Consider the following 26,427-nt stretch of genomic DNA (forward strand, 5'->3'; position numbering starts at 1 on the left):
GACAATTCGACCGGTTTTGAACCCGCGCCGTTGGCCGACGGCGCGGGTTTTTGCTGCCAATCATGGCCCCGCCGCCAAGAGGGCGGGTTTAACGGTGCGTCAACACGCCGTCAGGGGCGATCTGCATGGTGCACGGGTCGGTCGTGCGCCCTACCATTCCTGCCACCGGAAGGTCTTAACCCTCCTGGCGAAGGGACACGTTAATGCAGAATACTGGTAGGGCGGTCGTAGCCAAGGCGAACAGGCGTGGACTCGTTTGGCTCGCGCCGATGGTCCTTATCTCCGTGGCTTTGGCATTCGGAAGTCTAAAAACAGCGGCCGCCCAGTCGAGCGATGGAGGTGGAGGGGGCTCAAGCACCGAAGAACAGTCCTCTACGCTCGATCTGCCGTTGATCGGAGAGGTAGAGCTTCCCGACTGGCTGGCCTTTATCGGTTCTTCCTCTTCCGAACAGTCCGAAGGCTCGACATCGGGCAGTGGCCGTGCAGCCGGACAGGGCGGCCCCGGCGGAGGTCAGCAGCAGCCTCCGGCTGTCGTGGTGACCCGCGCCGAGATCCAGTCCGTGGGCGACGAGTTCGAATTCATCGGCCGGATCGAAGCGATCGAAAACGTGACTCTCCAGGCCCGCGTCAACGGCTTTATCGAAGAGGTCTTCTTCGAAGGCGGGGACCAGGTTTCGATCGGCGACCGGTTGTTCAAGATCGAGGACGACCAGTATCAGGCCTCCCTCGATTCGGCGGAAGCGCAGCTTGCCGGCGCTGACGCGCAGCTCGCGGAGGCACAGCGGGCGCTCCAGCGGGCAGAGGAACTCATCGACTCAGGCACGATCCCCCAGGCCGAACTCGACAATGCCCGCGCCACCTTCGAATCGGCGCAGGCTTCGCGCCTGCAGGCACAGGCAGATGTTCGTCAGGCTCAACTTAATCTCGACTACACCTCGATCGAGGCGCCGATCGACGGCGTGATCTCCGAGCCGATGATCACCAAGGGCAATTTCGTGTCAGCGGCCAGCGGGACACTCGCCAATATCGTGCAACTCGATCCCATCTGGGGGACCTTCCCGATCGGCGAGGAGCGTATCTCGACGCTGCGCCGTGTCGGGGGCGGTGACGGCGATGCGGCTGCATCGGCGGAAAACTATCGCCTTACCCTGCGCCTGCCGAGCGACGAGCAGCTGCAGGGCGATGGAACCTTCGCCTTCGTCGGCAACATGGTCGATGAATCGACCGGCACGATCGAGGTGCGCGTCCAGTTTCCCAATCCGGACGGACGGCTTCTGCCCAACGAGAACGTCACTTTGATCGCGACGGAACGAGAACCGCCGCAGCTCCCAGTGATTCCCATGACCGCATTACAGCTCAGCCGCGAAGGGCGTTTCGTCTATCTTCTCGATGATGAGAACGACATGGTGCGCCAGCAGCCAGTGCAGATTGGCAAGCAGATGCGCGGCGCGGCCGCGATTACGAGCGGCGTCGAGGCAGGTGACCTCGTCGTGGTGCAGGGCGTGCAGAACCTTCAGGACGGAGCGCAGGTCACACCGAATTTCGAGGCGGGATCGTCCGGCTCGGGTGGATCGGCCGCCGGTGGCGCTCAGGAATCAGCGTCGAAAAACGGAGATGGTGGGGGCCAGACCGAAAGCGCCTCCGCGTCGAACGGTTCAGGTGCGCAGGCGGATAGCGGCGAATGATTTCCGACACCTTCATCCGCCGTCCTCGCCTAGCGACGGTCGTCTCCGTCGTCCTGGTGATCGCAGGCGCTCTTTCCACCTTCGTGATGCCGGTGACGCAGTTTCCGAACGTCGCGCCGCCGACGGTCAGCGTGTCGGCGAGCTATCCCGGCGCGTCGGCCCAGACGGTGGCAGACGCGATCGCAGCGCCCCTGGAGGAGGCGATCAACGGCGTCGAGAACATGATCTACATGTCCTCGACCTCTACGAATGCTGGACAGTATAATCTCTCGATCACCTTCGAGATCGGGACCGACCCCGACATCGCACAGGTCAATGTCTCGAACCGCGTTCAGCTCGCGACCTCGCAGCTGCCTACAGATGTCGCACGTCAGGGTGTGACGGTGCAGGCGCAATCGCCAAATTTCCTCCTGGCGATGAGCTTCTACTCGGCCAATCCCGAAACGCTGGGCCCGATCGACGTCGGCGCCTATGTCTCGACCAACATCACACCCGCGCTTTCTCGCGTGGAAGGCGTCGGTAACGCTGCGCCCCTGGGGCCCGCCGACTACGCCATGCGGATCTGGACAGATCCGGACAAGATGGCAGCGTTCAATATAGCTCCGTCCGACATCACGGCCGCGATTGAGGCTGCGAATACCGTCGCTTCAGTCGGCATCATCGGCGGATCGCCCGCGCCAGAGGGACAGGCGACCGTCTACACCGTGACATCGCAGGGTCGGCTCTCCGATGCCGAAGATTTCGACGATATCGTCATTCGCGCTCAACCGAACGGGGCGTTGGTTCGAGTGCGAGACGTCGCGCGGGTCGAACTCGGGGCACAGAACTATTCGGTGAATTCCTATTCGGCCGAGGGCCTTCCGTCGCAGCTCGTCCAGGTGAACCAGGCGCCCGGCGCGAATGCTCTGGCCACGGTCGCAGCGGTAGAGCAGGAGCTCGATCGGCTATCCGCCTCGTTTCCCGAGGGCCTCGAATACGACATCGTCTACAATTCCACCGAATATGTCAGCGCGACGATCGAGGAGATCATCTTCTCGCTGTTCCTCGTCGCGGCGATCGTCGTCGTTGTGGTCTACGTTTTCCTGCAGGACTGGCGTGCGACACTGGTGCCGGCGCTGGCTATCCCGGTCTCTCTCGTCGGTACGTTTGCCTTTCTCCTGGCCGCGGGCTTCACCGTCAACGTCATCACGCTGCTCGCACTGATCCTTGCAATCGGTCTCGTCGTCGACGACGCCATTCTGGTCGTCGAGAACTGCCAGCGCGTGATGGTGCAGGAAGGGCTCGAGGCGAAGGAGGCCGCGCACAAGGCAATGCGCGAGGTCACGGGACCCATCATCTCGACCACGCTCGTTCTCCTCGCCGTCTTTCTTCCGACGACCTTCCTGCCGGGATTGTCCGGTCAGCTTTACAAACAGTTCGGCGTGACGCTCTCGATCTCTCTTCTGCTCTCCTCGCTCGTCGCCCTGACGCTGACGCCGGCGCTGGCGGCGATTTTTCTGCGTCCGCCGCGCCGGAGCTGGGCGCCCTTGCGCCTCTTTTCGCGAGGGCTGGAAGGTGTGACGACGTTCTACGCCGGTGTCGTCGGTTTTCTCGTCAAACGCGTCCTCGTCGCTCTTATGATCCTCGCCAGCGCAGTCGGCCTTGCCGCCTTCTCCTTCCTCAGCCTTCCCAGCGCTCTCATCCCGACAGAAGACCAGGGCGCCATTCTCTTCGACGTCTCTCTTCCGGATGCTTCTTCTCTCCAGCGGACCGACGAAGTGCTCGATCAGGTCTCGGAGATCATCCGCAACACCGAAGGAGTCGAGACCTTCACGACGGCGGCCGGCTACAGCCTCCTGCAATCGGCGCAAAGGCCGGCAGGCGGCGTCGGTATCATCGGTCTAAAGCTCTGGGGTGAACGTCGCGACCTCTTCACGATCCTCGGGGAGCTGTCCGGCAAGTTCTCGCAAATTCCGGGAGCGACGATCGCCGCGTTCCCGCCGCCGCCGATCCCGGGTGTTGGATCGGTCGGCGGGTTCACGTTCGAGCTTCTGGCGCAGCAGGGCCAGGAACCGGCCGAAATGGCGCAGGTCGCCCGTGCCTTCGTTGGTGCGGCAAATCAGAGACCGGAGATCGCCGGCGCGCGCACGACGTTCTCGGCGAATGTGCCGAGTCTCTACTTGGAGATCGATCGCGATCGCGCCGAAACCCTCGGCCTGACCGTCGCTTCGATCTATGAGGCGGTCGGTGGAACGCTCGGCGAGGTCTTCGTCAACCAATTCAACTACAATGGCCGGGTATTCCAGGTGCGGCTCCAGGCCGAGCCGGAAGCGCGGGCGGACGAAGACGACATCCTAGACATCTACGCAAAGAACCGCGAGGGCGAGATGGTGCCGATCCGGACCGTCGTTTCTGTGCGCAATGAGTTCGGTCCCTATGCAGTGCCGCGATTCAACCTTTATCTTGCGGCCGAAGTCTCCGGTAATCCGGCACCGGGATTCTCGTCCGGTGCCGCACTTCAGGCCTTGGAACAGGTCGCCACCGAGACGCTGCCTGACGGCTACGGCTATCAGTTCGCGGGGACCTCCTATCAGGAGCAGCAGGCCGGGAACGTCACCTATCTCGCTTTCACGCTCGCCTTCATCTTCGCCTATCTCTTCCTCGTCGGGCAGTACGAAAGCTGGCTTCTGCCGCTGGCGGTGATGTTGTCGCTGTTCATCGCGGCGGCGGGCGCGGCGACCTCGCTCTTTCTGTTCGGCTACACATCGAACATCTACTCCCAGATCGGGATCGTCATGCTGATCGGGCTCGCCTCCAAGAACGCGATCCTGATCGTCGAATTCGCGCGATTCCAGCAAAATGTAGGCCTGTCGATTACCGAAGCGGCGATCAAGGGCGCGCGTCTCCGCCTGCGCGCCGTGTTGATGACGGCGCTCGCCTTCATCCTCGGCATCGTGCCGCTGGCGCTTGCAACAGGGGCTGGTGCGGCCGGCCGCAATGCCATTGGTATCACCGCGATTGGCGGCATGCTGGCGGCGACCTTCATCGGCATCTTCATAGTGCCGGCGCTGTACGCACTGGTGCAGCGGGTTTCACAAGGAAAGCCCGGCAAGCTCTGGGGCCGCGAGAGTAGGTATGAAGCGGGATCCGCAGGCTCGAGCCAAGCCCTCTCGATGCCATGGAACCGTAGGGTGAGGAATACCGAGGATGGCCAGGGCGCCGCACCGCAACCGGCCGAATGATTTCTACGCACAGTGTACGCAAGATAAAGCCGCCGCGCTCGATCCCGAGAGCGGCGGCTTCTCTTATCCAGTTTCAGTCAGCCTCCGGTCCGCCGGATCACGATTAAGCGCTACGCACTTTCTTCGAGCTACTGTTGCTGCCGAAGATCCAGTCCCTGTAGCTCAGCGGCTCGCCATAGGGTTCGAAGAGTTTCGATTCCCTGTGCTCAGCAAACTGCGCGTAGTTGAGGACTGCGACGAAGATCACGCCACCAACAGTGTTCCCGATCAGCACGGGCGCGACAAAGTTCGGGAAGAGCGCGAAGAACGACACATCGGTCCGGAAGGCCAGGAAGAAGACTTCGACAGACGACGTGATAACGTGGAAGAAGCCGCAGATCCCGAGGAAGTACATCAGGATGAAGACAACCATCATCCGCGAGACGGTGTCGCGCGCAGCGTGAACGAGCCAGACCATCGCTGCAACGATCCAGCCGGCGATGAGCGCGCGGGCGGCAATCGTCAGCCATTCGGTCTCGTAGGCGTGCCTCCCGATCTCGATCGCCTTTGCGACCCGTTGCACGGTCAAGACATCGACGTAGGCGATGAGCGCCGCGACCGCCATCGCACCGACGAGGTTGCCAATGAGCACGATCGTCCAGAGGCGCAAGAGGCTGGCAATGCTCGTCAGCTTCGTGAGCACCAACACGACAGGCGTAAGCGTGTTTTCCGTGAACAGCTGATAGCGGCCGATCACGATGATCAGAAAGCCGACGGGATACATAAGATTGCCGAGAAAGCCGGGCGTCTCTTCGCCGGCCGCTTCGGTGAGGATGACGCGAGCGAGAAATGTAAGGCCGATCGCGCCACCTGCACCAAGCGCGCTCCAGAACAGGTAACGGTTGCTGACGTCGAGTTCGTGATCGGCGGATGAGAGAACCCGCGCGAATACCTCTTCAAAAGAGAAATAGTCGGCGAGCGTCCTTCCTTCGTCGGGGGCATTGAGCAGGGACTCGTCGGGATCCCGCCTCAGAAGCTCTTCGTCATCCGCGTCGCGGCTATCTCGTCTCGTCTCACTCATACCAAGTCCCTGAACTAGAGGCGTTTCAACCATGCCGACCTATGCGGGTGAAGTAGCGTCAGATTGACTCGCATCACGCTACTGCCGAAAACGTGATCATTGCGAGATCAGGCGGAAACGCAACGGCTTGAACCGGCTGTTAACGCAAATCGTGCAATTCGATCGGTTCGAGGAGATTGTCGATGCGTACGATCCAGACCAAGCGAAGCCGGTTGATCCGGTTGATCATCCCGACCCTTTCGGCCGCTGTGCTCGCGTATTTCGCGATCCACGTACAGACCGGCGATTATGGACTGAGCTCAAAGGCGGAACTGGAACGGCGCCTGAACGTCAAGAAAGCGGAACTCGCGAGCCTCGAACGGGAACGGACGGCGCTGGCGCAGCGCGTGGAGCTACTAAGTTCGGGGACACTGGAACGCGACATGCTCGACGAGCGCGCGCGCTGGGCCCTGAATGTCGTTGCCGAGGACGAAATCGTCATTCTCAAATAGCGCGGTTCGCGGGCTTCAGGGCCGGGAGTGATGCTCCTGGTGCACTCGACGCCCCGCAGGTTCGAGTTCGCCTGTCCAACCTCTTTCCAAGCGTGAACCTTGGTAGTTTTTAACCATATGAAAGTTCAAATATTGCTGCGCTGCAGCGTAAACCAGTTAAAGGTTAAAGCAGAACGGGTCGCTTGAAGCGGCTTTCGTACGGTCTATAGTCAGCCATACACCGAGATATCGGTTCAGCGTATGGAGGCACCATGGCGGCTCGACCAAAAACGTCCTCGTCCCGCTCGTCCAAGACGGCAGCGTCGAAATCGACAAGGGCAAAATCGACCGAAAAGAAAACAGTCGATACAGAGTCGGGCAAAGAGATCGTCCGCACGCTTGAGGACTTCTCCACACCGGAGCCAGCCGATTTTTCAAAAGAAGAAGAGCTTCGCGCGTACCGCGACATGCTCTTGATTCGCCGCTTCGAGGAGAAGGCCGGCCAGCTTTATGGCATGGGCTTCATCGGCGGCTTCTGTCACCTCTATATCGGGCAGGAAGCCGTCGTCGTCGGCATGCAGATGTCGATGAAGGAGGGCGATCAGGTCGTTACGGGCTATCGCGACCACGGGCACATGCTGGCGACCGGCATGGAAGCGCGGGGCGTCATGGCCGAACTCACGGGTCGTCGTTCGGGCTACTCGAAGGGCAAGGGCGGCTCGATGCACATGTTCTCGAAAGAGAAGAAGTTCTACGGCGGCCACGGGATCGTCGGGGCGCAGGTTCCGATCGGCTCGGGTCTCGCCTTCGCCAACAAATATAACGGCACGGACGCCGTCTCGATCACCTATTTCGGCGACGGTGCCGCGAACCAGGGGCAGGTCTACGAGAGCTTCAACATGGCCTCGCTCTGGAAGCTGCCGGCCATCTACGTCATCGAGAATAATCGCTACGCGATGGGCACGTCGGTGTCACGCGCTTCGGCTGAGACCGATTTCTCCCACCGCGGCCTTTCTTTCAAAATTCCCGGCATACAGGTCGACGGCATGGACGTGCGGGCGGTGAAGGCAGCAGGCGACATGGCGGTCGAGCATTGCCGATCGGGCGAGGGGCCGATCATTCTCGAGATGATGACCTATCGTTACCGCGGCCACTCCATGTCCGATCCCGCGAAATACCGCTCGCGCGACGAAGTGCAGAAGATGCGATCGGAATCAGATCCGATCGAGCAGGTGAAGAAGCGGCTGACTGAGAACCACAACATGTCGGAAGACGAGGTCAAGAAGATCGATAAGGAGGTACGGGAAATTGTCGCTGATGCGGCGGACTTCGCGCAGAACGATCCCGAGCCTGATCCGAGCGAGCTCTGGACCGATGTCTATGCCGAGGAAATACCCCAGGCTGCCGAATAAGGGAGGACGGCGATGCCGACCGAAATTTTGATGCCCGCCCTCTCTCCCACGATGGAGGAAGGCACACTCGCCAAATGGGTGAAGAACGTCGGTGACACGGTCGAAGCCGGCGACATCATCGCCGAGATCGAGACCGACAAGGCAACCATGGAGGTCGAGGCCGTCGATGAGGGCAAGCTCGGCAAGATCCTCGTGGATGCGGGCACCGAAAACGTGAAGGTCAACGCCCCGATCGCCATTTTGCTCGCCGAGGGCGAAGATGACAGTGACATCGAGAAGGCGTCATCCGGCAACGGAGCTTCCAAGAAGGAAGAGGTCGCAACGAAGTCCGACGACGAGCCGGTGGCCGAGAGCGGTTCGCAGGAGCGTGGCGCCAAGTCGATAACGCCACTCGACGAACGACGGGTACCGGCCGAGGGCAAGACTCATCCAGATGTCGAGGACGAAGGACCGTTCGGCCAAAAGGTGCCGGACGATGTCGAACTGGTCTCAACGACCGTTCGTGAGGCACTGCGCGATGCCATGGCCGAAGAACTGCGCCGGGACGAAGCGGTTTTCGTCATGGGCGAAGAGGTCGCAGAATATCAGGGCGCCTACAAGATCACGCAAGGGCTGCTCGACGAGTTCGGCGCGCGCCGGATCGTCGATACGCCTATCACCGAGCACGGGTTTGCCGGTCTCGGTGTTGGTGCCGCTTTCGGAGGGCTGCGCCCGGTCGTCGAGTTCATGACCTTCAACTTCGCCATGCAGGCGATCGACCAGATCATTAACTCGGCAGCGAAAACGCTCTACATGGCCGGCGGGCAGATGGGCTGTCCGATTGTGTTCCGCGGCCCGAATGGCGCTGCGGCCCGCGTCGCGGCCCAGCACAGTCAGGACTATGCGGCATGGTACAGCCATGTACCAGGCCTGAAGGTGGTGCAGCCATTCACGGCTGCTGACTACAAGGGCCTGCTCAAATCCGCGATCCGCGATCCGAACCCGGTCGTCTTCCTCGAAAACGAGATCCTCTACGGTCAGTCCTTCGATGTTCCGAAGATGGACGACTGGACTGTCCCGATCGGCAAGGCGCGGGTGCACCGCAAGGGATCGGACGTCACGATCGTCTCCTGGTCGATCGGTATGACCTACGCCATCGAGGCGGCCGAAGAGCTCGCCAAAGACGGCATCGAAGTTGAGATCATCGATCTCAGGACGATCCGCCCAATGGATATGCCTGCGGTCGTGAAATCGGTGAAGAAGACGAACCGATGCGTGATTGTCGAAGAGGGTTTCCCACAGTGCTCGGTGAGCGGACACATCGCTTCCGAACTCATGGTGCAGGCTTTCGACTACCTCGACGCCCCGGTTTTGAAGGTCAACGGCAAGGATGTGCCAATGCCGTATGCCGCCAATCTCGAAAAGCTTGCGCTGCCATCGGTTCAGGACGTGATCGATGCGGTGAAGGCCGTCTGCTATCGGAATTGATCGCCATGAGCGCGCTTCCGTCGAATGAGAAAGAAATCGTCATACGTGATGACGGGCAGCTCAAAATCCGCAAGGAGATCGCGGCTTCTCGCAAGATAGTGTGGCGTTGCCTGACGGAGCCGAATTGCCTGAAAGCCTGGTGGCGCGACAATATCGAGTTCGAACCGAAGGAGGGCGGGCGTTTCGTCGAGCCGTGGGTTGACCCAACCGGTCGAAACCGGACGACTAGGGCGCAGGTAACCTCGTTTCATCCACCGCATGGGTTCGTCATGGTTTGGGCGGACGAGGAGTGGACCTTCGACACCGTGGTCTCCGTCAGCCTCGGTGAGACCGAGTCCGGTACCGAAGTGACGATCGAGCATCAGGGCTGGGAGAAGGCACCCGAGGTCGACCGCTCGACTCTGCTGCTCGACCATTCTGCCGGCTGGACGGCGCACCTCGGCAATCTTGCGACCCACGCCGAGAGCCATGGCGACGGACCGGACGGTTCCGGCGGAAGACACTGAACAGATGGCGAGCGCAACAGCCGAAACGACGAACGCGTTTTCACTGGTAATTCACCGGCCGCTCAAGACCGCAGCCGAAACCCAAAAAGACGACGTATAAGACCCTTCGGAGACGAACATGCCGATCAATGTGACGATGCCAGCCCTGTCTCCGACCATGGAAGAGGGCAATCTCGCCAAATGGCTGATCGCCGAGGGCGACAGCGTCTCGGCTGGTGACATCATCGCCGAGATCGAAACTGACAAGGCGACAATGGAAGTCGAGGCGGTCGACGAAGGAACGCTCGCCAAGATCCTGGTGCCTGGCGGGACTGAAGGTGTGAAGGTTAACGACGTCATCGCGATCCTGGCGGCCGAAGGTGAAGACGTCGAAGAGGCTGCCAAATCAGGTGGCGGTTCCGATCCGGCGCCGTCTGGCGACGACAAGGGCGGCGCTATGATGGCCAACGCCGAAGCCGACAATGCCGCGGAGGGCAGCGAAGAAGATGCGAAGGATGCATCAAAACGGGGCTATGCGCGGCCGGAGGGCGGAATAGGAAGCGGAGAAATCAAGGAAGCGACGGAGTCCGCCGGTCCGGCCCCAAAGGCCGAGGATGGCGACCGTGTCTTTTCATCGCCACTCGCGCGTCGACTCGCCAAGGAGGCCGGGATTGATCTGGCACAGGTGAAAGGCTCCGGCCCGCATGGCCGCGTGGTGAAGGCCGATGTCGAGACCGCCACGGAGAATGGTGTCGGCAAGGCCGCGGCCGCCGACAAGCCGAAAGATGCGGCGAAGGCGGATGCCGCCCCGGCGCCTGCAGCGAAGGGTCCGAGCGACGACGCAATCCTCAAGATGTTCGAGGAAGGCTCCTACGAGAAGATCCCGCATGACGGCATGCGCAAGACGATCGCCAAGCGGCTCGTCGAGAGCAAGCAGACCGTTCCGCACTTCTACCTCTCTGTCGACTGCGAACTCGATGCACTGCTTGCCCTGCGCAAACAGCTGAACGACGCGGCGCCGAAGACCAAGTCGGATGATGGCGAGAAGCCGGCCTACAAGCTTTCGGTGAATGACATGGTCATCAAGGCGATGGCGCTGGCACTCAAGACCGTGCCAACCGCCAACGTCTCCTGGACCGATACGGCTATGCTGAAGCACAAGCATGCCGATGTCGGCGTCGCGGTCTCGATCGACGGCGGGCTGATCACGCCCATCATCAAGCGGGCCGAGGAAAAGACGCTGTCGACCATCTCGAACGAGATGAAGGACCTCGCCAAGCGCGCCCGTGCCCGCAAACTGCAGCCGCAGGAATATCAGGGCGGCACGACGGCGGTCTCGAACCTTGGCATGTTTGGCATCAACAACTTCTCTGCCGTCATCAATCCGCCCCATGCGACCATTCTCGCCGTGGGTGCAGGCGAAGAGCGTGCGATCGTCAAAAACGGCGAGGTCAAGGTCGCGACCCTGATGACGGTGACACTCTCGACTGACCATCGCGCTGTAGACGGTGCACTCGGAGCCGAGCTGATCGCAGCCTTCAAGCAGTACATTGAAAATCCGATGGGGATGCTGGTCTAGCAGAGACACATGAAGACCGTCCTCGCCTTCGGCGATTCCCTCACCTGGGGCTACGATCCCGAGACTATGTTGCGGCACGATTTTTTCGATCGCTGGCCGAACGTCGTCGGCAGAGCGCTCGGGCACAAGGTCCGGGTGATCAGTGAGGGGCTGAACGGTCGTACGACGGCGTTCGACGATCATCTGGTCCCGGCCGAGCGCAACGGGGTGAAGATCCTGCCGACGCTGCTCGCCAGTCATCAACCGCTTGACCTCGTGGTGATCCTGCTCGGTACAAATGATCTCAAGCGGGACACGGGCGGGGGACGCGTCTTCGAATCCAGGCAGGGGCTCGAACGGCTCGTCGAGATCTGCCAGACCTTTCCCTATCAGCGCGGCTACGAGCCGCCGAAGCTACTGCTCGTCGCGCCGCCGCCTTTCTGCAGTACCACTGAACCCGATTTTTCGCTTTTGTTCGGGCATGCGGTCGAGGAGTCGACGCATTTTCGGTCCGCGATCACCAAGGTCGCCGAGGAGTACGGGATCGCCATGTTCGATGCGGGCGAAGTCTGCGAGACCTCGCCAATTGACGGCGTCCACCTCGATGCCGAGAACACGCGCCGGCTCGGCGAAGCGTTGATCGAGCCGATCCGAACACTGCTCGAACTCGACGACTGAGTTTCGGCAGACCTGACACGCAAAGGGCGACTTTCCGATCGCCCGCAGAGACAAACGATCCGGGGAGACGACCCATGGCTGATACATACGACGTTCTCGTCATCGGCGGCGGGCCGGGCGGCTATGTCGCCGCAATCCGCGCAGCACAGCTCGGCTTCAAGACGGCGGTCGTCGAGCGCGAGCATCTCGGCGGCATTTGCCTCAACTGGGGATGCATTCCGACCAAGGCCTTGCTGCGGACGGCCGAGATCTTTCACTATGCCGAGAACGGCAAGAACTACGGTCTCGAAATCGCCAAGCCGAAGTTCGACATCGAGGCTGTAGTAAAGCGATCGCGCGGTGTCTCGGCGCAGCTCAACGGCGGCGTCGGCTATTTGATGAAGAAGAACAAGATCGACGTGATCTGGGGCCAGGCGAAGATCAAGAAAGCCGGTAAAGGCGGCCCTGTCGAGGTCGAAGTCGGCAAGATGCAGAAGCCGATCGTCGAGCCGCAGCATCCGGTGCCGAAGGGCACGCTGGGCGAGGGGACTTACAAGGCCAAGCACGTCATCGTCGCGACCGGTGCGCGCCCACGCGTGCTGCCGGGAATCGAACCCGACGGCGACCGCATTTGGACCTATTTCGAAGCGATGAAGCCGAAGTCCATGCCGAAAAGCCTGATCGTCATGGGCTCAGGCGCGATCGGCATCGAATTCGCGAGCTTCTACCGCACCATGGGTGCGGAGGTGACGGTGATCGAGCTCCTGCCGCAGATCCTGCCCGTCGAGGACGCTGAGGTCGCCAAACTCGCCCGCAAGCAGTTCGAAAAGCAGGGCATGAAGATCATGACCGACGCGAAGGTCGCCAAGGTCGAAAAGGGCAAGGACGGCGTCACCGTCACGGTCGAGACAAAGGGCGGCAAGTCCGAGACGCTCAAGGCCGAGCGCTTGATCTCGGCGGTCGGCGTCCAGGGCAATACCGAGGGTCTCGGGCTGGAAGAGGCCGGCGTGAAGATCGAGCGCGGCGTCGTTCAGACGGACGGTCTCGGCAAGACGGATGCCCCCGGCATTTACGCCATCGGCGACGTCGCCGGCCCGCCCATGCTTGCCCATAAGGCCGAGCACGAGGGCACGATTTGTGTCGAAGCGATCAAAGGCATGCATCCGCACCCGATGAAGAAGACCGAGATTCCGGGTTGCACTTACTGCCACCCGCAGATCGCCTCGGTCGGCCTAACCGAGGCGAAGGCCAAGGAGATTGGCCACGAGGTGAAGGTCGGCAGATTCAACTTCACCGGAAACGGCAAGGCCATCGCACTTGGGGAACCGGACGGGATGATCAAGACGGTGTTCGACGCGAAGACCGGCGAACTCCTCGGGGCCCATATGGTGGGCGCGGAGGTGACCGAACTGATTCAGGGCTTCGTCATCGCGATCGGGCTGGAGACGACGGAAGAGGAGCTCTTCCACACCTGCTTCCCGCATCCGACCCTATCGGAAATGATGCACGAGTCATCGCTCGATGCTTACGGGCGCGTGATCCACCAATAGGCGGCTATTCGACTTGTTTGGAAATCGCGGCGGATGTCTTGTCTCACCTGACAATCACCTATCTGCCCTGCGGAACAGTGAACGCAGTCAGAGGATCCTAGCAATGGGTTGGTTAGCAGCAATTATCGTCGGCGGCCTTGCAGGCTGGCTCGCCGAAAAGGTCATGGGCAGCGACATGGGGCTGCTGATGAACATCATCCTAGGCATAGTCGGGGCGATCGTTCTCAGCCTCCTGCTTCAGTTGACGGGCCTCGGAGCCGGCGCAGGCGCTTCGTTCTCGTTCGCCTATCTGATCACCGGTTTCGTCGGCGCCTGCCTTCTGATCTTCATCTTCCGCCTCGTCCGGCGCTGACGCGACCGGTTGGCCGATTGCGACGAGCGCTAGCAGGGCTTAGGTAGAAGGCATGGTTACGGTGCTCGACAATCGCGCCGAGATCGAGGTGAAACCTCGGTTACGGCATCCCGAAAAGGCTCATCGGCCGGACACGGCCGCGAGCCCACCAAAGCCGGACTGGATCCGGGTTCGGGCACCTGTTGGGAAGGGTTTTCAGGAAACCCGTGACATTGCCCGCTCCAACGGTCTCGTCACCGTATGCGAGGAAGCTGGCTGCCCTAACATCGGCGAGTGCTGGGACAAGAAACACGCGACTTTCATGATCATGGGCGGGATCTGCACCCGCGCATGTTCCTTCTGTAACGTCGCGACTGGCATGCCCCATCCGCTTGATGAAGCTGAGCCTGAAAGTGTCGGCAGGGCCGTTTCCAAGATGGGGCTGAACCACGTCGTCATCACTTCAGTCGATCGGGACGATCTCGATGATGGCGGCGCTGAGCATTTCGTCCGCACGATCCGGGCGATCCGCGCCGCGGCACCGGGCACGACGATCGAAATACTGACGCCGGACTTCCTGCGAAAGCGAGGAGCCCTCGAAAAGGTGGTTGCGGCCAGACCCGACGTTTTCAACCACAATCTTGAAACCGTGCCGTCGAAATATCTGACGGTTCGGCCCGGTGCGCGATACTATCATTCGATCCGCCTCCTGCAGCAGGTCAAGGAACTCGACCCGACAATCTTTACCAAGTCCGGCATCATGGTCGGCCTTGGCGAGGAGCGGAACGAAGTCATTCAGCTGATGGACGACCTGCGCAGCGCCGACGTGGATTTCCTGACGATCGGCCAGTATCTGCAGCCGACGAAAAAGCATCATGCAGTGATCCGCTATGTGACGCCCGACGAGTTTCGCTCCTTCGAGACGATCGCGCTCGCCAAAGGATTTCACGTCGTCTCGGCGAGCCCCCTGACGCGCTCCTCGCACCATGCGGGAGAGGATTTTGAGCGGCTGAAGGCTGCTAGGCTCGCGAAATCGAACGCTGCATGATCGGGTCCGATGCCGCAATTTGAATCGACACGCCGTGTCGGCCACAGCGCTGACGAAATGTTCGAACTGGTCGCCGATGTCGAGAAATACCCGCAGTTTTTGCCGCTCTGTAAGAGCCTGCACGTGCGCTCGCAGCGCGACAAGGACAACAAAACCCTGCTCGTCGCCGACATGACCGTTGCCTACAAGATGGTGCGCGAGACTTTCACGAGTCAGGTCCTACTGAAGCCGGAAGAGCGTCGAATCGACGTCAAGTACGTCGATGGGCCGTTCCGCTATCTTGATAATCGCTGGACGTTCGAGCCGCTCGGCGAGAAACAATGCGATGTCCGCTTCTTCATCGATTACGAATTCAAGAGCCGCACCTTGAGCATGCTCATGGGCTCAATGTTCGATTACGCGTTCCGACGTTTCGCCCAGGCGTTCGAGGAACGCGCCGACGAAGTCTATGGCCGGCCCGATCGATAGGCTGGCGTGCAGTCTCTGATCATGTCGGTCAGGAGTGTTCGATTGCCACAAGGAGCATGCGGAGCGCCATTTCGACGCTCCTGATCCTAATCTCGGCCCGCCCGATATCTCCGAAGCGTTCTTCGCGATGCGTCGTTCCGTCAGGTGAAGCGCAGGCGAAGTGGACTAGACCAACGGGTTTTGATTCGCTGCCACCGCCTGGACCCGCGACGCCCGTGATTGCGATAGCCACCAATCCGCGCGATCGCCGCACGCCGCCTTCGGCCATCTCACATGCGACGGCTTCTGATACAGCTCCGTTCGCCTCGAGGGTTTGCGCCTCGACACCAACGAGATCTGTCTTCGCGTCGTTGGAATAGGTGACGAACCCACGATCCAGCACCGCCGACGATCCCGCGATATCGGTGATGGCCGCTGCGACCATGCCGCCCGTACAGGACTCCACTGTCGCAAGCTTCATCCCCTTTGCCGCATAGGTTTCCACGACCTGACGCGCGAGGATCTCTATTCCATCTCGCTTCGCGCTCACAGAGTCTCACCGTAGACGACGGACGCCGTCGCAATCGCTGCGATGCCTTCCTTACGACCCACGAAGCCGATCGTCTCGTTGGTCGTCGCCTTCACTGAGACCCTTTCCATATCGATCGCGAGGCAATCGGCGATGGCTTTCCTCATCGTTCCCCTGTGAGGCGCGATCTTCGGCGCCTCGCAGATGAGCGAGATGTCGGCATTCATGATCCGGCCACCCTTTTTCGCGACGATATCGCGTGCGGCAGTGAGGAAAATATGCGAGGCGGCGCCCTTCCATTGCGGATCGCTCGGCGGGAAATGATCGCCGATATCGCCCGCGCCGCAGGTCGCGAGGAGCGCATCAGTGAGGGCGTGGAAGCCGACATCGGCGTCTGAATGCCCAGACAGCGTCTGGTCGTGGGGTATTCGCACGCCGCAGAGGATCACATGGTCGCCGTCGACCAGCTTGTGGACGTCGTAGCCATTGCCCGTCCTCACATCGATCATGCGGCTCTCTCCCTTAAGGCGTCTGTCTGCGAGTTCGAGATCGCGGGCGCTCGTCAGCTTGACGTTGTCGGGTTCGCCCTCAACCATCGCGACTGCAAGACCGGCCCATTCGGCGATCGAGGCGTCGTCCGTGAACTCGACATCGGCTCGATTCGCCGCCTTCTCATGCGCGTCCATGATTGCCCGATAAGGAAAGCCCTGCGGCGTCTGGGCGGCATAAAGCCCGGAGCGGTCGACGGTGGCGATTACATGGCCGTCCTCGCCTTTCTTGAGAGTGTCCGCGACGGGAACCACGGGAAGCGCTCCAACGTCCGGTCCCGTCGCCGCAGCGACGCGATCGATGAGGTCGGCGGATAGGAAGGGCCGGACCGCGTCGTGGATCAGCACTGTATCGACGGGGTACTCCGAGAGCGCCAACAGACCGTTTCGCACCGAGGCTTGCCGTGTCGCTCCTCCGTCGACGACTCGAACTTCGCCAAGGTCATCGAAAGGCGCGATCGTCGCGGCGGTGCGTTCGGCGTCGTCCGGATTGGCGACGAGGACGACGGAACCGACCTTCGGATGGCGCAATAACCGCTCAAGGGTCCATGCGAGAATCGGACGGCCACCGATGCGGCGGAACTGTTTGGCTCCTTCGGGGTGCTCGCCAGCCCGAACGCCCCGCCCGCTCGCGACGATAATTGCGGCCACTTTGGGAATGCTCATGAACCGTAGTCTGCCTTGCTGGAACTCATGGGCGAGACGGGCACCCGACCCCGTCCGGAATGCAGGTGAAAGGGCGATGCGTCAACGGAATAGCTGGTCTTCGGGTTCGCCCACCGTCCTCCAAACTTGTCATTTGAAATCCGTCGTTCTACGAGGGTTTATGTGATCAAAAACGCGACAGATTCGTTGCATGCGACTTTAATGGGCTTCAGAGGACCATGACTCCGAATATTCGCACGCCGATACTCGTCGGCAAGCTTGAGCTTGCGAACCGTGTCTTCGCCGCTCCGCTATCCGGGATTTCCGACGTTCCCTTTCGCCGTCTGTCGCGGCGATTCGGGGCGGGGCTTGTCGTGTCCGAAATGGTGGCGAGCGGCGAATTCGTGAAAGGCGCCGAAGAGGGTAAGCTCCGTGCGCTGCGGGACGGTCCGGGCGTGCATACCGTTCAGCTCGCTGGCCGAGACCCGATCTGGATGGAAGAGGCGGCGCGCAGGCTGGCAGACGAGGGCGCCGATCTGATCGACATCAATATGGGCTGCCCGGCGAAGAAAGTCGTCGGCGGCCTTTCGGGGTCGGCGCTGATGCGCGAGCCGGACCTCGCCTTTAGCATTGTCGAGGCGACGGTCCGTGGCGCCGGTGCGACCCCCGTGTCCCTGAAGATGCGGCTCGGTTGGTGCCGCGACTCGATGAATGCCGCCGAGATTGCCGTCCGGGCGGAGGCTGCGGGCGTGACGATGATCACGGTGCACGGACGCACCCGGGCCGAATTTTACGAGGGCACGGCCGACTGGCGCGCGATCTGCAGCGTGAAGCGTTCGGTCGGAGTCCCCGTTGTCGCGAACGGCGACCTGACCGAGGCCAATCAGCTGTCCGCCATCCTCGCCGCGAGCGGTGCGGATGCCGTTATGACGGGGCGCGGCATGCAGGGGCGCCCCTGGTTCGCGGGTCTTCTCGCGGGACGGGTGACGATGGAGCGGCTTTCCGCAATCGATGCCGCTGATTTCGTCGGCGGCCACTACGAGGCGATGCTGTCACACTACGGCGTGACGACCGGGGTGCGCCATGCGCGCAAGCATCTCGGGTGGTATTTCGACCGGACGGCTTGGCCGGCCCAGCTCAAGGCTGACTTGATGCACGAGATCGATCCGCGCGCAGTCGCCGACCGGATACGTTCCCTTTTTTCGGGCTTGACGTTAGCCGATCTCGAAGTCCGCGCCTTGTCCGATCGCATGATCTATCCGAAGGCGGCCTGACCCTTGAACAATCTTTCGAGCCGCAAGCCCGCGCCGGATGCCCTGAGCATTCTTGGAGGACTGCCCCATCCGGTGATCGTCTGCGACGATCATGGCTATTTCCACTACGCGAACACGGATGCCGAACAGTTCTTCTCGGCAAGCCTGCCTTATCTTGTGCGCCGACGTCTTCAGGATTTCGTGCCGGTCGACAGCCCGCTTTTCTCGCTGATCCAAAAGGCGCTCGACGAGCAGGCGCGGTTCAGCGAATACCGGGTGGATCTTTCTTCGCCGCGCCTCGGCGAGGAGCGGGTGGTCGATCTCTACGTCTCGATCGTGCCCGACCATCCGGAACTTGTCGTGGTGATGATCCAGATGCGATCGATCGCCGAGAAGATGGACCGCCAGCTCACTCATCGCTCGGCGGCACGTACTGTGACCGGCCTTGCGGCCATGCTTGCACACGAAATCCGTAACCCGATTTCCGGTATCAAGGGCGCCGCACAGCTGCTTGCGAGCGAGGCCTCGGACGAGGACCGCGCCCTGACGCGAATCATCCAGGAAGAGAGCGATCGCATCGTCAAGCTGGTCGACAGGATGGAGGTCTTCTCCGATCAACGGCCGATCGAGCGATCGGCGGTCAACATCCATTCGGTGCTCGAATATGTGAAGACGATCGCCGCGAACGGTGTTGCACGCGATATTCCGATCACCGAACTCTACGATCCTTCTCTGCCGCCTGTCTTCGCCAATCGCGACCAACTGGTGCAGGTTTTCCTGAATCTCGTGAAGAACGCCTCCGAGGCGGTTTCGCGGACGAATGCGCCGGAGATCAAGCTGACCACCGCATTCCGTCCTGGCGTCAGACTGACGATCCCTGGCACACGAGACCGCGTCTCGCTACCGCTGGAATTCACCGTCGAGGATAACGGGCCGGGCGTTCCGGACGACATCCGCCAGAACATCTTCGACCCGTTCGTGACGACCAAACCCTCCGGCTCCGGCCTCGGCCTCGCCCTCGTCGCCAAGATCATCGGCGACCACGGCGGAGTGATCGAATGCGATACCCAACCGGGCCAGACGATCTTCAGGGTCCTGATGCCGGCCTGGAAAAAGCAGTTCGAGGACGCAGACTCTTCGGAATACCCGCGCGCGATGATGCGGCCCGCCTCGATGAAGGCGAAAACGGAATAAGCCCATGGTTCAGCAAATTCTCATCGCCGACGACGATGCCGCGATCCGGACCGTGGTCTCCCAGGCCATGATGCGCGCGGGCTTCGAAGTGCGTGCCACGTCGAATATCGCCACTCTCTGGCGCTGGATTTCGAGCGGTGAGGGCGATCTCGTCGTAACCGACGTGCTCATGCCCGACGGCAACGTCTTCGACTCCATGCCGAAGATGAAGAACTCCCGGCCCGATCTGCCGATCATCGTCATGAGCGCGCAGAATACCTTCATGACGGCGGTGAAGGCCTCGGAAAAGGGTGCCTACGACTACGTTCCGAAACCGTTCGACCTGACCGAGCTCGTCGGCGTCGTCCGCCGGGCTCTGGCCGAGCCGAAGAACGACGGAGGACGTCTCGCCCAAGAGGAGAACGGCGAGTCGATGCCGCTCGTTGGCCGCTCGCCGGCCATGCAGGACATCTACCGGGCCCTTGCGCGGATGATGCAGACCGATCTGACGGTGACGATCACCGGCGAGTCGGGCACCGGGAAGGAGCTCGTCGCACGGGCGCTGCACGACTATGGGCGGCGCAAAAAGGGTCCCTTCGTCGCGATCAACATGGCGGCGATCCCGCGCGAGCTGATCGAATCGGAGCTCTTCGGGCACGAGAAAGGCGCTTTCACGGGCGCGCAGGCGCGCTCGACTGGCCGCTTCGAGCAGGCCGAGGGTGGCACGCTCTTCCTCGACGAGATCGGCGACATGCCGATGGAGGCTCAGACCCGGCTCCTTAGGGTCCTACAGCAGGGCGAATACACTACCGTCGGCGGCCGCACACCGATCGCGTCGGACGTCCGCATCGTCGCCGCAACGAACAAGGATCTGCGCCAGTCGATCGCGCGCGGTCTTTTTCGTGAGGATCTTTTCTACCGGCTGAACGTCGTGCCCCTGCGACTTCCGCCCTTGCGGGAACGACTCGAAGATCTGCCGGATCTCTCGGCTCATTTCTTCGCCCAGGCGGCGAAAGAGGGTCTGCCACGCAAGATGCTGACGACGGGCGCGCTTGATGTCATGCGGCAGTACACTTGGCCGGGCAATGTTCGCGAACTGGAGAATCTGATCCGACGATTCTGCGCGCTCTATCCGCAGGATGAAATTACTGCGGAGCTTGTCGAAAGCGAGCTTGCCAACGATGTGATGCAGTTCGGAGGGTCCGACGATAACGGTTCGGGACCGGTCGATCTCAGCCATGCGACGGAACGCTATCTGGCCGATTACTTCTCCACCTTCGGCGACGCGCTGCCGCCGCCGGGACTGCACGCCCGGATCGTTCGGGAGGTCGAGTATCCGCTGATCGCGGCAGCTCTCGCAGCAACGCGGGGCAATCAGGTGAAAGCAGCCGACCTGCTCGGTCTTAACCGGAACACCCTGCGCAAGAAGATCCGCGATCTGGATATCTCGATCGTTCGCTCGATCCGGTAGATCGATCCGCACCCGCGAGTCCGGTCGCTGCGGGTGCGGCAGACGAGACGGGCAGCCTAGCGCGCAATCCGCGTAAGGCGATGCGAGTGGTCTGTCGACATCGCCATAGCGAGTAAACCCCTAATCTTGCTGACGTTCTGACCTTCTTCCGTAGCGGAATAATTTTTGAGTTGCATTTTTGACACAATGCGTATCTCTACAGAGGCCAGAGGTACCACGTACGCGATGACCAGCGAACCTATCGATTCGGCTCGGAACGGCCCGTTCCTCCTGGAGCGGCGCCGGTTTATGCTCGTTCCGGGTCTTCTTGCGGTCTGCGGGGCGTTGATCTGCGGCGGCATTTCGTTCGTCGTCTTGATGGGGCTGACACCGATCGCGCCGACGGATGCCGTCGTAACTGTCGCGACGGCCGTTAACGGCCTTTTCGTGCTGCTCCTCGCCGGCCTTATCTGGCGCGAGGCCGCACGCATGTTTCGCGCACGCCGCCAGGGCCGTGCCGCCTCGCGGCTTCACGTGCGCATAGTGCTTTTGTTCTCGATTGTCGCGGCCATTCCGGCGATCCTTGTGGCGATCGTTGCTTCGATCACGCTCGACCTGGGGCTCGACCGCTGGTTCGAGATGCGGACCCGGGCAATCGTCGATTCTTCGATCAACGTCGCGCGCGCCTACGTCAACGAGAACGCCCGCAACCTGCAGGGTTCGACGCTGTCGATGGCCTACGATCTCGATCAGCAACGTCGGCTCTACGATCTTGATCCTCGCGGCTTCGAGAACTTCATGACAGAGCAGGCGCGGGGCCGTTCGCTCCTTGGCGCTCAGCTAATCGGCGAAGACAAGGAAGCCTTTCTCACCGCCGACGTCGAGACGGATCAGCCGCTTCCCGTTCCGCCAGACGATGCCATGCAACAGGCGATTGACGGCAATCTCGTCTTCATTCCGCCAGGCGTGACCAATCTTGTTGGCGCGATCATCAAGCTGCGGCAGCTGCCGAAAGCCTATCTCTATACGGTCCGAGCGGTCGACCCGCAGGTGCTTGCAGCCCTGCGACTAATGGAAGAACGCTCGGCTGAATATCAGAGCCTTCAGGACAACCGTTTCGGGCTGCAGCTTGCTTTTGCTCTTCTCTATCTCGGGATCGCACTGATCGTGCTTCTGTCTGCGATCTGGACCGGTATCGGCGTCGCCGACCGGCTGGTGCGCCCGATCCGTCTTCTGATGAGCGCCGCTGACGAGGTCTCGCGAGGCAACCTCGCCGTGTCTGTGCCGGTGCGGGCATCCGACGGGGATGTCGGATCACTGTCGAGCACCTTCAACAACATGACCCGGCAGCTGCAGAGCCAACGCGCGGAACTGGTGAATGCGCGCGATACGATCGACGAGCGTCGGCGCTTCATCGAGGCGGTGCTCTCCGGCGTGACCGTCGGCGTCATCGGCGTCTCACCCAAAGGCGCGATCTCGATGCTGAACCCATCGGCGGAACGCATACTAGGCACCGATTCCCGTTCCACGGTCGGCGTCCAGCTTCGGACGGCCTTCCCGGCCTTCGCCGCGATCCACGATGCCGCGGCGGCGTCGCATCGCTCCGAATATCAGGAGGAGATCCGGCTGCGCGTTCGTGAACGCGAGCGTACTCTTGCCGTCCGGATCACCAGCGCGGAAAAGAGCCGAGACGAACAGTCTAGCGTGGTGACCATCGACGACATCACGGATCTCGTCGATGCTCAGCGTTCATCCGCCTGGGCCGACGTCGCTCGGCGCATCGCGCACGAGATCAAGAATCCTTTGACGCCGATCCAACTCTCGGCGGAGCGCATCCGTCGGCGTTATGGTAAGCGGATCGAGGATGATCGCGAAGTTTTCGACCGCTGTGTCGATACCATTGTGAGGCAGGTGTCCGATATCGGCCGGATGGTCGACGAGTTCTCCAATTTTGCGCGAATGCCGAAGCCGACCATGGAGCCGACCGATCTGCGCGACGTGATCAAGGAAGCTATCTTCGCGCGGGAGATGGGTGATCACGGCGTGGTCTTTGAGAAGGACATTCCAGATGAGCCACTGATCGGCTCCTACGATACGCGGCTTCTTGGTCAGGCCTTCGGAAACCTGGTCAAGAACGCCGTGGAAGCCCTTGAAGGCGCTGGCATATCTCATGGCAAGATAACCGTTCGTGCCCGGCCCGGCGAGCGTCATCACGAGGTTTCGATCATCGACAACGGGCAGGGTTTCCCAAAGGATGATCGAGATCGCCTGCTGGAACCCTATATGACGACGCGCGAAAAAGGCACGGGGCTGGGGCTCGCCATCGTTCGCAAGATCATCGAGGAACACGGCGGCACGATCGCGTTGGAGGATGCGCCCGGTCAGCCGTCGGGCGCGATGGTGCGCGTGATCCTGCCAGCGGGCAACACCAACATTGACGACTTAAACGGCTAGAGAGGCGACAAACGCTATGGCATCGGACATTCTGATCGTCGACGACGAGGCCGATATTCGCGATCTGGTCGCGGGAATCTTGGAAGACGAGGGTCATGAGACCCGTACGGCTGGAAACGCCGACCTTGCGCTTCAATCGATCGCCGATCGAGCGCCTCAGCTGATCTTTCTCGATATCTGGCTGCAGGGAAGCCGGATTGACGGGCTTGACCTTCTGGACATGATCAAGACGCAGCATCCCGAAGTGCCCGTCGTCATGATCTCCGGCCACGGCAATATTGAAACCGCCGTCTCGGCGATTCGGCGTGGTGCATACGATTACATCGAAAAGCCGTTCAAGGCTGACCGCCTCGTTCTGGTCGCCGAGCGCGCCTTGGAGACCTCGAAGCTCAAACGTGAGGTCGTCGAGTTACGGCGCAAGTCCAGCGACTTCACCGAGCTGCTCGGCAAGTCACAGCCGATGAACCAGCTGAGAACGGTGATCGACCGGGTGGCGCCGACTAACAGCCGGATCATGATTCTCGGCCCTTCCGGCTCCGGAAAGGAAATGGTTGCACGCGCCATCCATTCCGCATCCAATCGATCCGACGGCCCATTCATAGCGCTCAACGCGGCAGCGATCACACCGGAGCGGATGGAGATCGAACTCTTCGGCAACGAGACTCCCCCAGGCGTTGAACGCAAGATCGGCGCGCTGGAACAGGCCCATCGCGGCACACTCTATCTCGACGAAATCGCGGACATGCCGCGCGAAACCCAGAACAAGATTCTGCGCGTGCTGACTGAGCAATCATTCGAACGCGTCGACGGCACCAAGAAGGTTAAAGTCGATGTTCGAATCATCTCGTCCACCGCACAGAATCTGGAATCCTCCATCGCCGAGGGTTCATTCCGCGAAGACCTCTACCATCGGCTCGCCGTGGTCCCCATTAGCGTACCGCCGCTTTCTCAGCGCCGTCAGGACATCCCGCTGCTAATCGAGGCCTTCATGAAACAGCTGAGCGAGCAGACCGGTATCAAGCCGAAACAGCTCAGCCCCGAAGCGCTGGCTGTGCTGCAATCCTCAGAATGGCCTGGCAACATTCGCCAGTTACGCAACAACATCGAGCGACTGATGATCTTATCGCGCGAAGGCGATGACGACGATACGATCTCGGCAGACATGCTGCCCTCGGAAGTCGGCGATATGCTGCCGCAGACGCCGAGCCAGTCGAACGGCCAGATCCTAGCGCTGCCGCTGCGCGATGCACGCGAGGTCTTCGAGAAGGAATACCTCGTCGCCCAGATCAGCCGCTTCGGCGGCAATATTTCGAGAACTGCGGAATTCGTCGGCATGGAACGCTCGGCGCTCCACCGAAAGCTGAAGTCGCTCGGGATCTGACATCCGAAATGGCGTCTGCTTCAGGACCGGCTTGGTGGCTTTGCGCTTGCCTCCGAGAGAGTATAGAGCGAGGCCGAAAATCAGGTCTTGAGGGCGTGCGTCAATGCGTGTCGTAATCTGCGGGGCAGGCCAGGTTGGCTACGGTATTGCCGAGCGGCTCGCGTCGGAACGCAACGACGTCTCTGTCATCGACACCTCTCCTACGCTGGTTCAGGCGATCCGAGACAATCTGGATGCACGTGGTTTCGTAGGGCACGGCGCTCATCCGGACGTTCTGGCCGAAGCCGGCGCCGAGCAGGCGGACATGATCATCGCCGTGACGCTGCACGACGAGGTCAACATGGTGGCCTGTCAGGTCGCCCATTCCCTGTTCAACATTCCAACCAAGCTCGCCCGTATCCGCGCCCAGAGCTATCTCCAGTCCCATTGGCAGGATCTCTTCTCCACCGACAACATGCCGATCGACGTGATTATCTCGCCGGAGATCGAGGTCGGCGAGATGGTCCTGCGGCGCATCGCATTGCCGGGTGCGATGGATGCGGTGCGCTTCGCCGACAATTCGATTGCCATGATCGCGATCGAATGTCGTGAGGACTGCCCCGTCGTGAACACGCCGCTCGGCCAGCTGACGGATCTGTTCCCTGATCTCAACGCGACGGTGGTCGGCATCCTGCGCGGGAACGGCCTCTTCATTCCATCTTCGGCCGATCAGATGGTCGCGGGTGACGTCGCCTATGCGGTCGTGGAGCGTGCGCAGGTGAAACGCACGCTTGGCCTCTTCGGCCACGTCGAACCTGAGGCGACGAGGATCGTCATCGTCGGTGGCGGCAATATCGGGCTCTATGTCGCGGGCGAGATGGAACGGCGCAACCTTCGGGCCAAGCTGCGGGTCATCGAGGCCAACCGCGATCGCGCGGTGACGATAGCCGATCAGTTGAAGCGCACCATCGTCCTGCACGGCTCAGGTCTCGACCAAAATCTCTTACGCGAAGCCGATATCGAGGAAAGCGATCTCATCGTGTCGCTCACCAATGACGACAAGGTGAATGTGCTTGCCAGCGTCATGGGCAAGCGTCTCGGTTGCCACGGCAACTTGGCACTTCTCAACGACGCAGACTTCCAGGGCCTGACCCGACCGCTGGAGATCGACGCCTTCATCAACCCAAAATCGGTAACGATCTCCCGCGTTTTGCAGCACGTGCGCCGCGGCCGAATTCGGGCGGTTCACTCGATCCAGAATGGTCTTGCTGAAGCGATCGAGGCAGAAGCGCTGGAGACTTCGCCAATCGTCGGCGTGCCGCTGAGAGAGCTTGATCTGCCAGAGAACCTGCGGATCGGTTCGATCTATCGGAACGGCACTTATGTAAAGCCGACTGGCTCCACCAAGATCCGAGCCAAGGACCGCGTTGTCATCTTCGCCAAGTCCGGCGCCGTCCGGCGGGTTGAGCAGATGTTCCGGGTCAGTCTCGAATTCTTCTGAAGGTGCCGCTCAGGGAGCGGGCGACGGGCGCATATCAGACGTGGAGATAAAGCGTTCTTCGCGCGAAAGACCATGCGCGTTTGGCGCGTTTCCCGCGCCGGTCTTATTTGCGAACAGGATGTT

21 protein-coding genes are annotated in these 26,427 nt (G+C 61.2%); 18 read left to right on the top strand and 3 right to left on the bottom strand.

Features of this window, described 5'->3' with window-relative positions:
* The first annotated feature begins 203 nt into the window (after nucleotides 1-203).
* The gene (locus FP2506_RS05505; RefSeq protein ID WP_050764994.1) at nucleotides 204-1,685 is read left to right on the top strand and encodes an efflux RND transporter periplasmic adaptor subunit; all 1,482 of its coding nucleotides are present in this window, start codon (nucleotides 204-206) and stop codon (nucleotides 1,683-1,685) included.
* Nucleotides 1,682-4,906 carry an efflux RND transporter permease subunit gene (locus FP2506_RS05510; protein ID WP_007066419.1) on the top strand — a complete coding sequence of 1,075 codons (3,225 nt, stop codon included), beginning with the start codon at nucleotides 1,682-1,684 and terminating at the stop codon, nucleotides 4,904-4,906. The genes FP2506_RS05505 and FP2506_RS05510 overlap by 4 nt, the downstream gene beginning before the upstream one ends.
* A gap of 103 nt (nucleotides 4,907-5,009) precedes the next feature.
* On the opposite strand, the gene FP2506_RS05515 is transcribed toward FP2506_RS05510, so the two are convergent.
* Nucleotides 5,010-5,966 (bottom strand): formate/nitrite transporter family protein, encoded by a 957-nt coding sequence (locus tag FP2506_RS05515; RefSeq protein ID WP_007066420.1) that lies wholly within the window; start codon nucleotides 5,964-5,966, stop codon nucleotides 5,010-5,012.
* A 182-nt stretch (nucleotides 5,967-6,148) separates the two neighbouring features.
* On the opposite strand from FP2506_RS05515, the gene FP2506_RS05520 reads away from it, so the two are divergent.
* The 10 genes from FP2506_RS05520 to FP2506_RS05565 all read left to right on the top strand — a co-directional run bounded on the left by FP2506_RS05520 (nucleotide 6,149) and on the right by FP2506_RS05565 (nucleotide 15,412).
* Nucleotides 6,149-6,457, top strand: a complete 309-nt coding sequence (locus FP2506_RS05520; protein ID WP_040488933.1) for an FtsB family cell division protein — start codon at nucleotides 6,149-6,151, stop codon at nucleotides 6,455-6,457.
* Between the two features lie 251 nt (nucleotides 6,458-6,708).
* The gene (pdhA, locus tag FP2506_RS05525) at nucleotides 6,709-7,848 is read left to right on the top strand and encodes a pyruvate dehydrogenase (acetyl-transferring) E1 component subunit alpha (RefSeq protein ID WP_007066423.1); all 1,140 of its coding nucleotides are present in this window, start codon (nucleotides 6,709-6,711) and stop codon (nucleotides 7,846-7,848) included.
* A 12-nt stretch (nucleotides 7,849-7,860) separates the two neighbouring features.
* Entirely contained in the window at nucleotides 7,861-9,315 is a 1,455-nt protein-coding gene (locus FP2506_RS05530; protein ID WP_007066424.1) for a pyruvate dehydrogenase complex E1 component subunit beta, read from the top strand.
* 5 nt (nucleotides 9,316-9,320) lie between these two features.
* Entirely contained in the window at nucleotides 9,321-9,821 is a 501-nt protein-coding gene (locus tag FP2506_RS05535) for an SRPBCC family protein (protein WP_148227476.1), read from the top strand.
* A 118-nt stretch (nucleotides 9,822-9,939) separates the two neighbouring features.
* Nucleotides 9,940-11,379: a pyruvate dehydrogenase complex dihydrolipoamide acetyltransferase gene (locus FP2506_RS05540; protein ID WP_007066426.1), complete on the top strand. Its 1,440-nt coding sequence runs from the start codon at nucleotides 9,940-9,942 to the stop codon at nucleotides 11,377-11,379.
* A 9-nt stretch (nucleotides 11,380-11,388) separates the two neighbouring features.
* The gene (locus FP2506_RS05545; RefSeq protein ID WP_007066427.1) at nucleotides 11,389-12,036 is read left to right on the top strand and encodes an SGNH/GDSL hydrolase family protein; all 648 of its coding nucleotides are present in this window, start codon (nucleotides 11,389-11,391) and stop codon (nucleotides 12,034-12,036) included.
* Between the two features lie 74 nt (nucleotides 12,037-12,110).
* Entirely contained in the window at nucleotides 12,111-13,565 is a 1,455-nt protein-coding gene (lpdA, locus tag FP2506_RS05550) for a dihydrolipoyl dehydrogenase (RefSeq protein ID WP_007066428.1), read from the top strand.
* A 103-nt stretch (nucleotides 13,566-13,668) separates the two neighbouring features.
* The gene (locus tag FP2506_RS05555) at nucleotides 13,669-13,917 is read left to right on the top strand and encodes a GlsB/YeaQ/YmgE family stress response membrane protein (RefSeq protein ID WP_007066429.1); all 249 of its coding nucleotides are present in this window, start codon (nucleotides 13,669-13,671) and stop codon (nucleotides 13,915-13,917) included.
* 52 nt (nucleotides 13,918-13,969) lie between these two features.
* Nucleotides 13,970-14,944 (top strand): lipoyl synthase, encoded by a 975-nt coding sequence (gene lipA / locus FP2506_RS05560; protein ID WP_007066430.1) that lies wholly within the window; start codon nucleotides 13,970-13,972, stop codon nucleotides 14,942-14,944.
* Between the two features lie 9 nt (nucleotides 14,945-14,953).
* Entirely contained in the window at nucleotides 14,954-15,412 is a 459-nt protein-coding gene (locus FP2506_RS05565) for a type II toxin-antitoxin system RatA family toxin (protein ID WP_007066431.1), read from the top strand.
* 28 nt (nucleotides 15,413-15,440) lie between these two features.
* On the opposite strand, the gene FP2506_RS05570 is transcribed toward FP2506_RS05565, so the two are convergent.
* Together FP2506_RS05570 and FP2506_RS05575 are read right to left on the bottom strand one after the other, a co-directional pair.
* Nucleotides 15,441-15,941: a CinA family protein gene (locus tag FP2506_RS05570; protein ID WP_007066432.1), complete on the bottom strand. Its 501-nt coding sequence runs from the start codon at nucleotides 15,939-15,941 to the stop codon at nucleotides 15,441-15,443.
* Nucleotides 15,938-17,134, bottom strand: coding sequence for a bifunctional 2-C-methyl-D-erythritol 4-phosphate cytidylyltransferase/2-C-methyl-D-erythritol 2,4-cyclodiphosphate synthase (locus FP2506_RS05575; protein WP_007066433.1), 1,197 nt, complete (start codon nucleotides 17,132-17,134; stop codon nucleotides 15,938-15,940). The genes FP2506_RS05570 and FP2506_RS05575 overlap by 4 nt, the downstream gene beginning before the upstream one ends.
* Before the next feature lie 218 nt (nucleotides 17,135-17,352).
* On the opposite strand from FP2506_RS05575, the gene dusB reads away from it, so the two are divergent.
* The 6 genes from dusB to trkA all read left to right on the top strand — a co-directional run bounded on the left by dusB (nucleotide 17,353) and on the right by trkA (nucleotide 26,304).
* Nucleotides 17,353-18,387: a tRNA dihydrouridine synthase DusB gene (gene dusB / locus FP2506_RS05580; protein ID WP_007066434.1), complete on the top strand. Its 1,035-nt coding sequence runs from the start codon at nucleotides 17,353-17,355 to the stop codon at nucleotides 18,385-18,387.
* A 3-nt stretch (nucleotides 18,388-18,390) separates the two neighbouring features.
* Nucleotides 18,391-19,560, top strand: a complete 1,170-nt coding sequence (locus FP2506_RS05585; protein ID WP_007066435.1) for a two-component system sensor histidine kinase NtrB — start codon at nucleotides 18,391-18,393, stop codon at nucleotides 19,558-19,560.
* A 4-nt stretch (nucleotides 19,561-19,564) separates the two neighbouring features.
* A complete protein-coding gene (gene ntrC / locus FP2506_RS05590; RefSeq protein WP_007066436.1) occupies nucleotides 19,565-21,010 on the top strand; it encodes a nitrogen regulation protein NR(I) in 1,446 nt (481 codons plus the stop codon).
* 225 nt (nucleotides 21,011-21,235) lie between these two features.
* Nucleotides 21,236-23,443, top strand: a complete 2,208-nt coding sequence (locus FP2506_RS05595; protein ID WP_007066437.1) for a sensor histidine kinase NtrY-like — start codon at nucleotides 21,236-21,238, stop codon at nucleotides 23,441-23,443.
* Nucleotides 23,444-23,459: 16 nt separating this feature from the next.
* Nucleotides 23,460-24,824: a nitrogen assimilation response regulator NtrX gene (gene ntrX / locus FP2506_RS05600; protein ID WP_007066438.1), complete on the top strand. Its 1,365-nt coding sequence runs from the start codon at nucleotides 23,460-23,462 to the stop codon at nucleotides 24,822-24,824.
* Nucleotides 24,825-24,927: 103 nt separating this feature from the next.
* The gene (gene trkA / locus FP2506_RS05605; RefSeq protein WP_007066439.1) at nucleotides 24,928-26,304 is read left to right on the top strand and encodes a Trk system potassium transporter TrkA; all 1,377 of its coding nucleotides are present in this window, start codon (nucleotides 24,928-24,930) and stop codon (nucleotides 26,302-26,304) included.
* Nucleotides 26,305-26,427: the final 123 nt, after the last annotated feature.

Source organism: Fulvimarina pelagi HTCC2506 (assembly GCF_000153705.1).
Lineage (GTDB): Bacteria > Pseudomonadota > Alphaproteobacteria > Rhizobiales > Rhizobiaceae > Fulvimarina > Fulvimarina pelagi.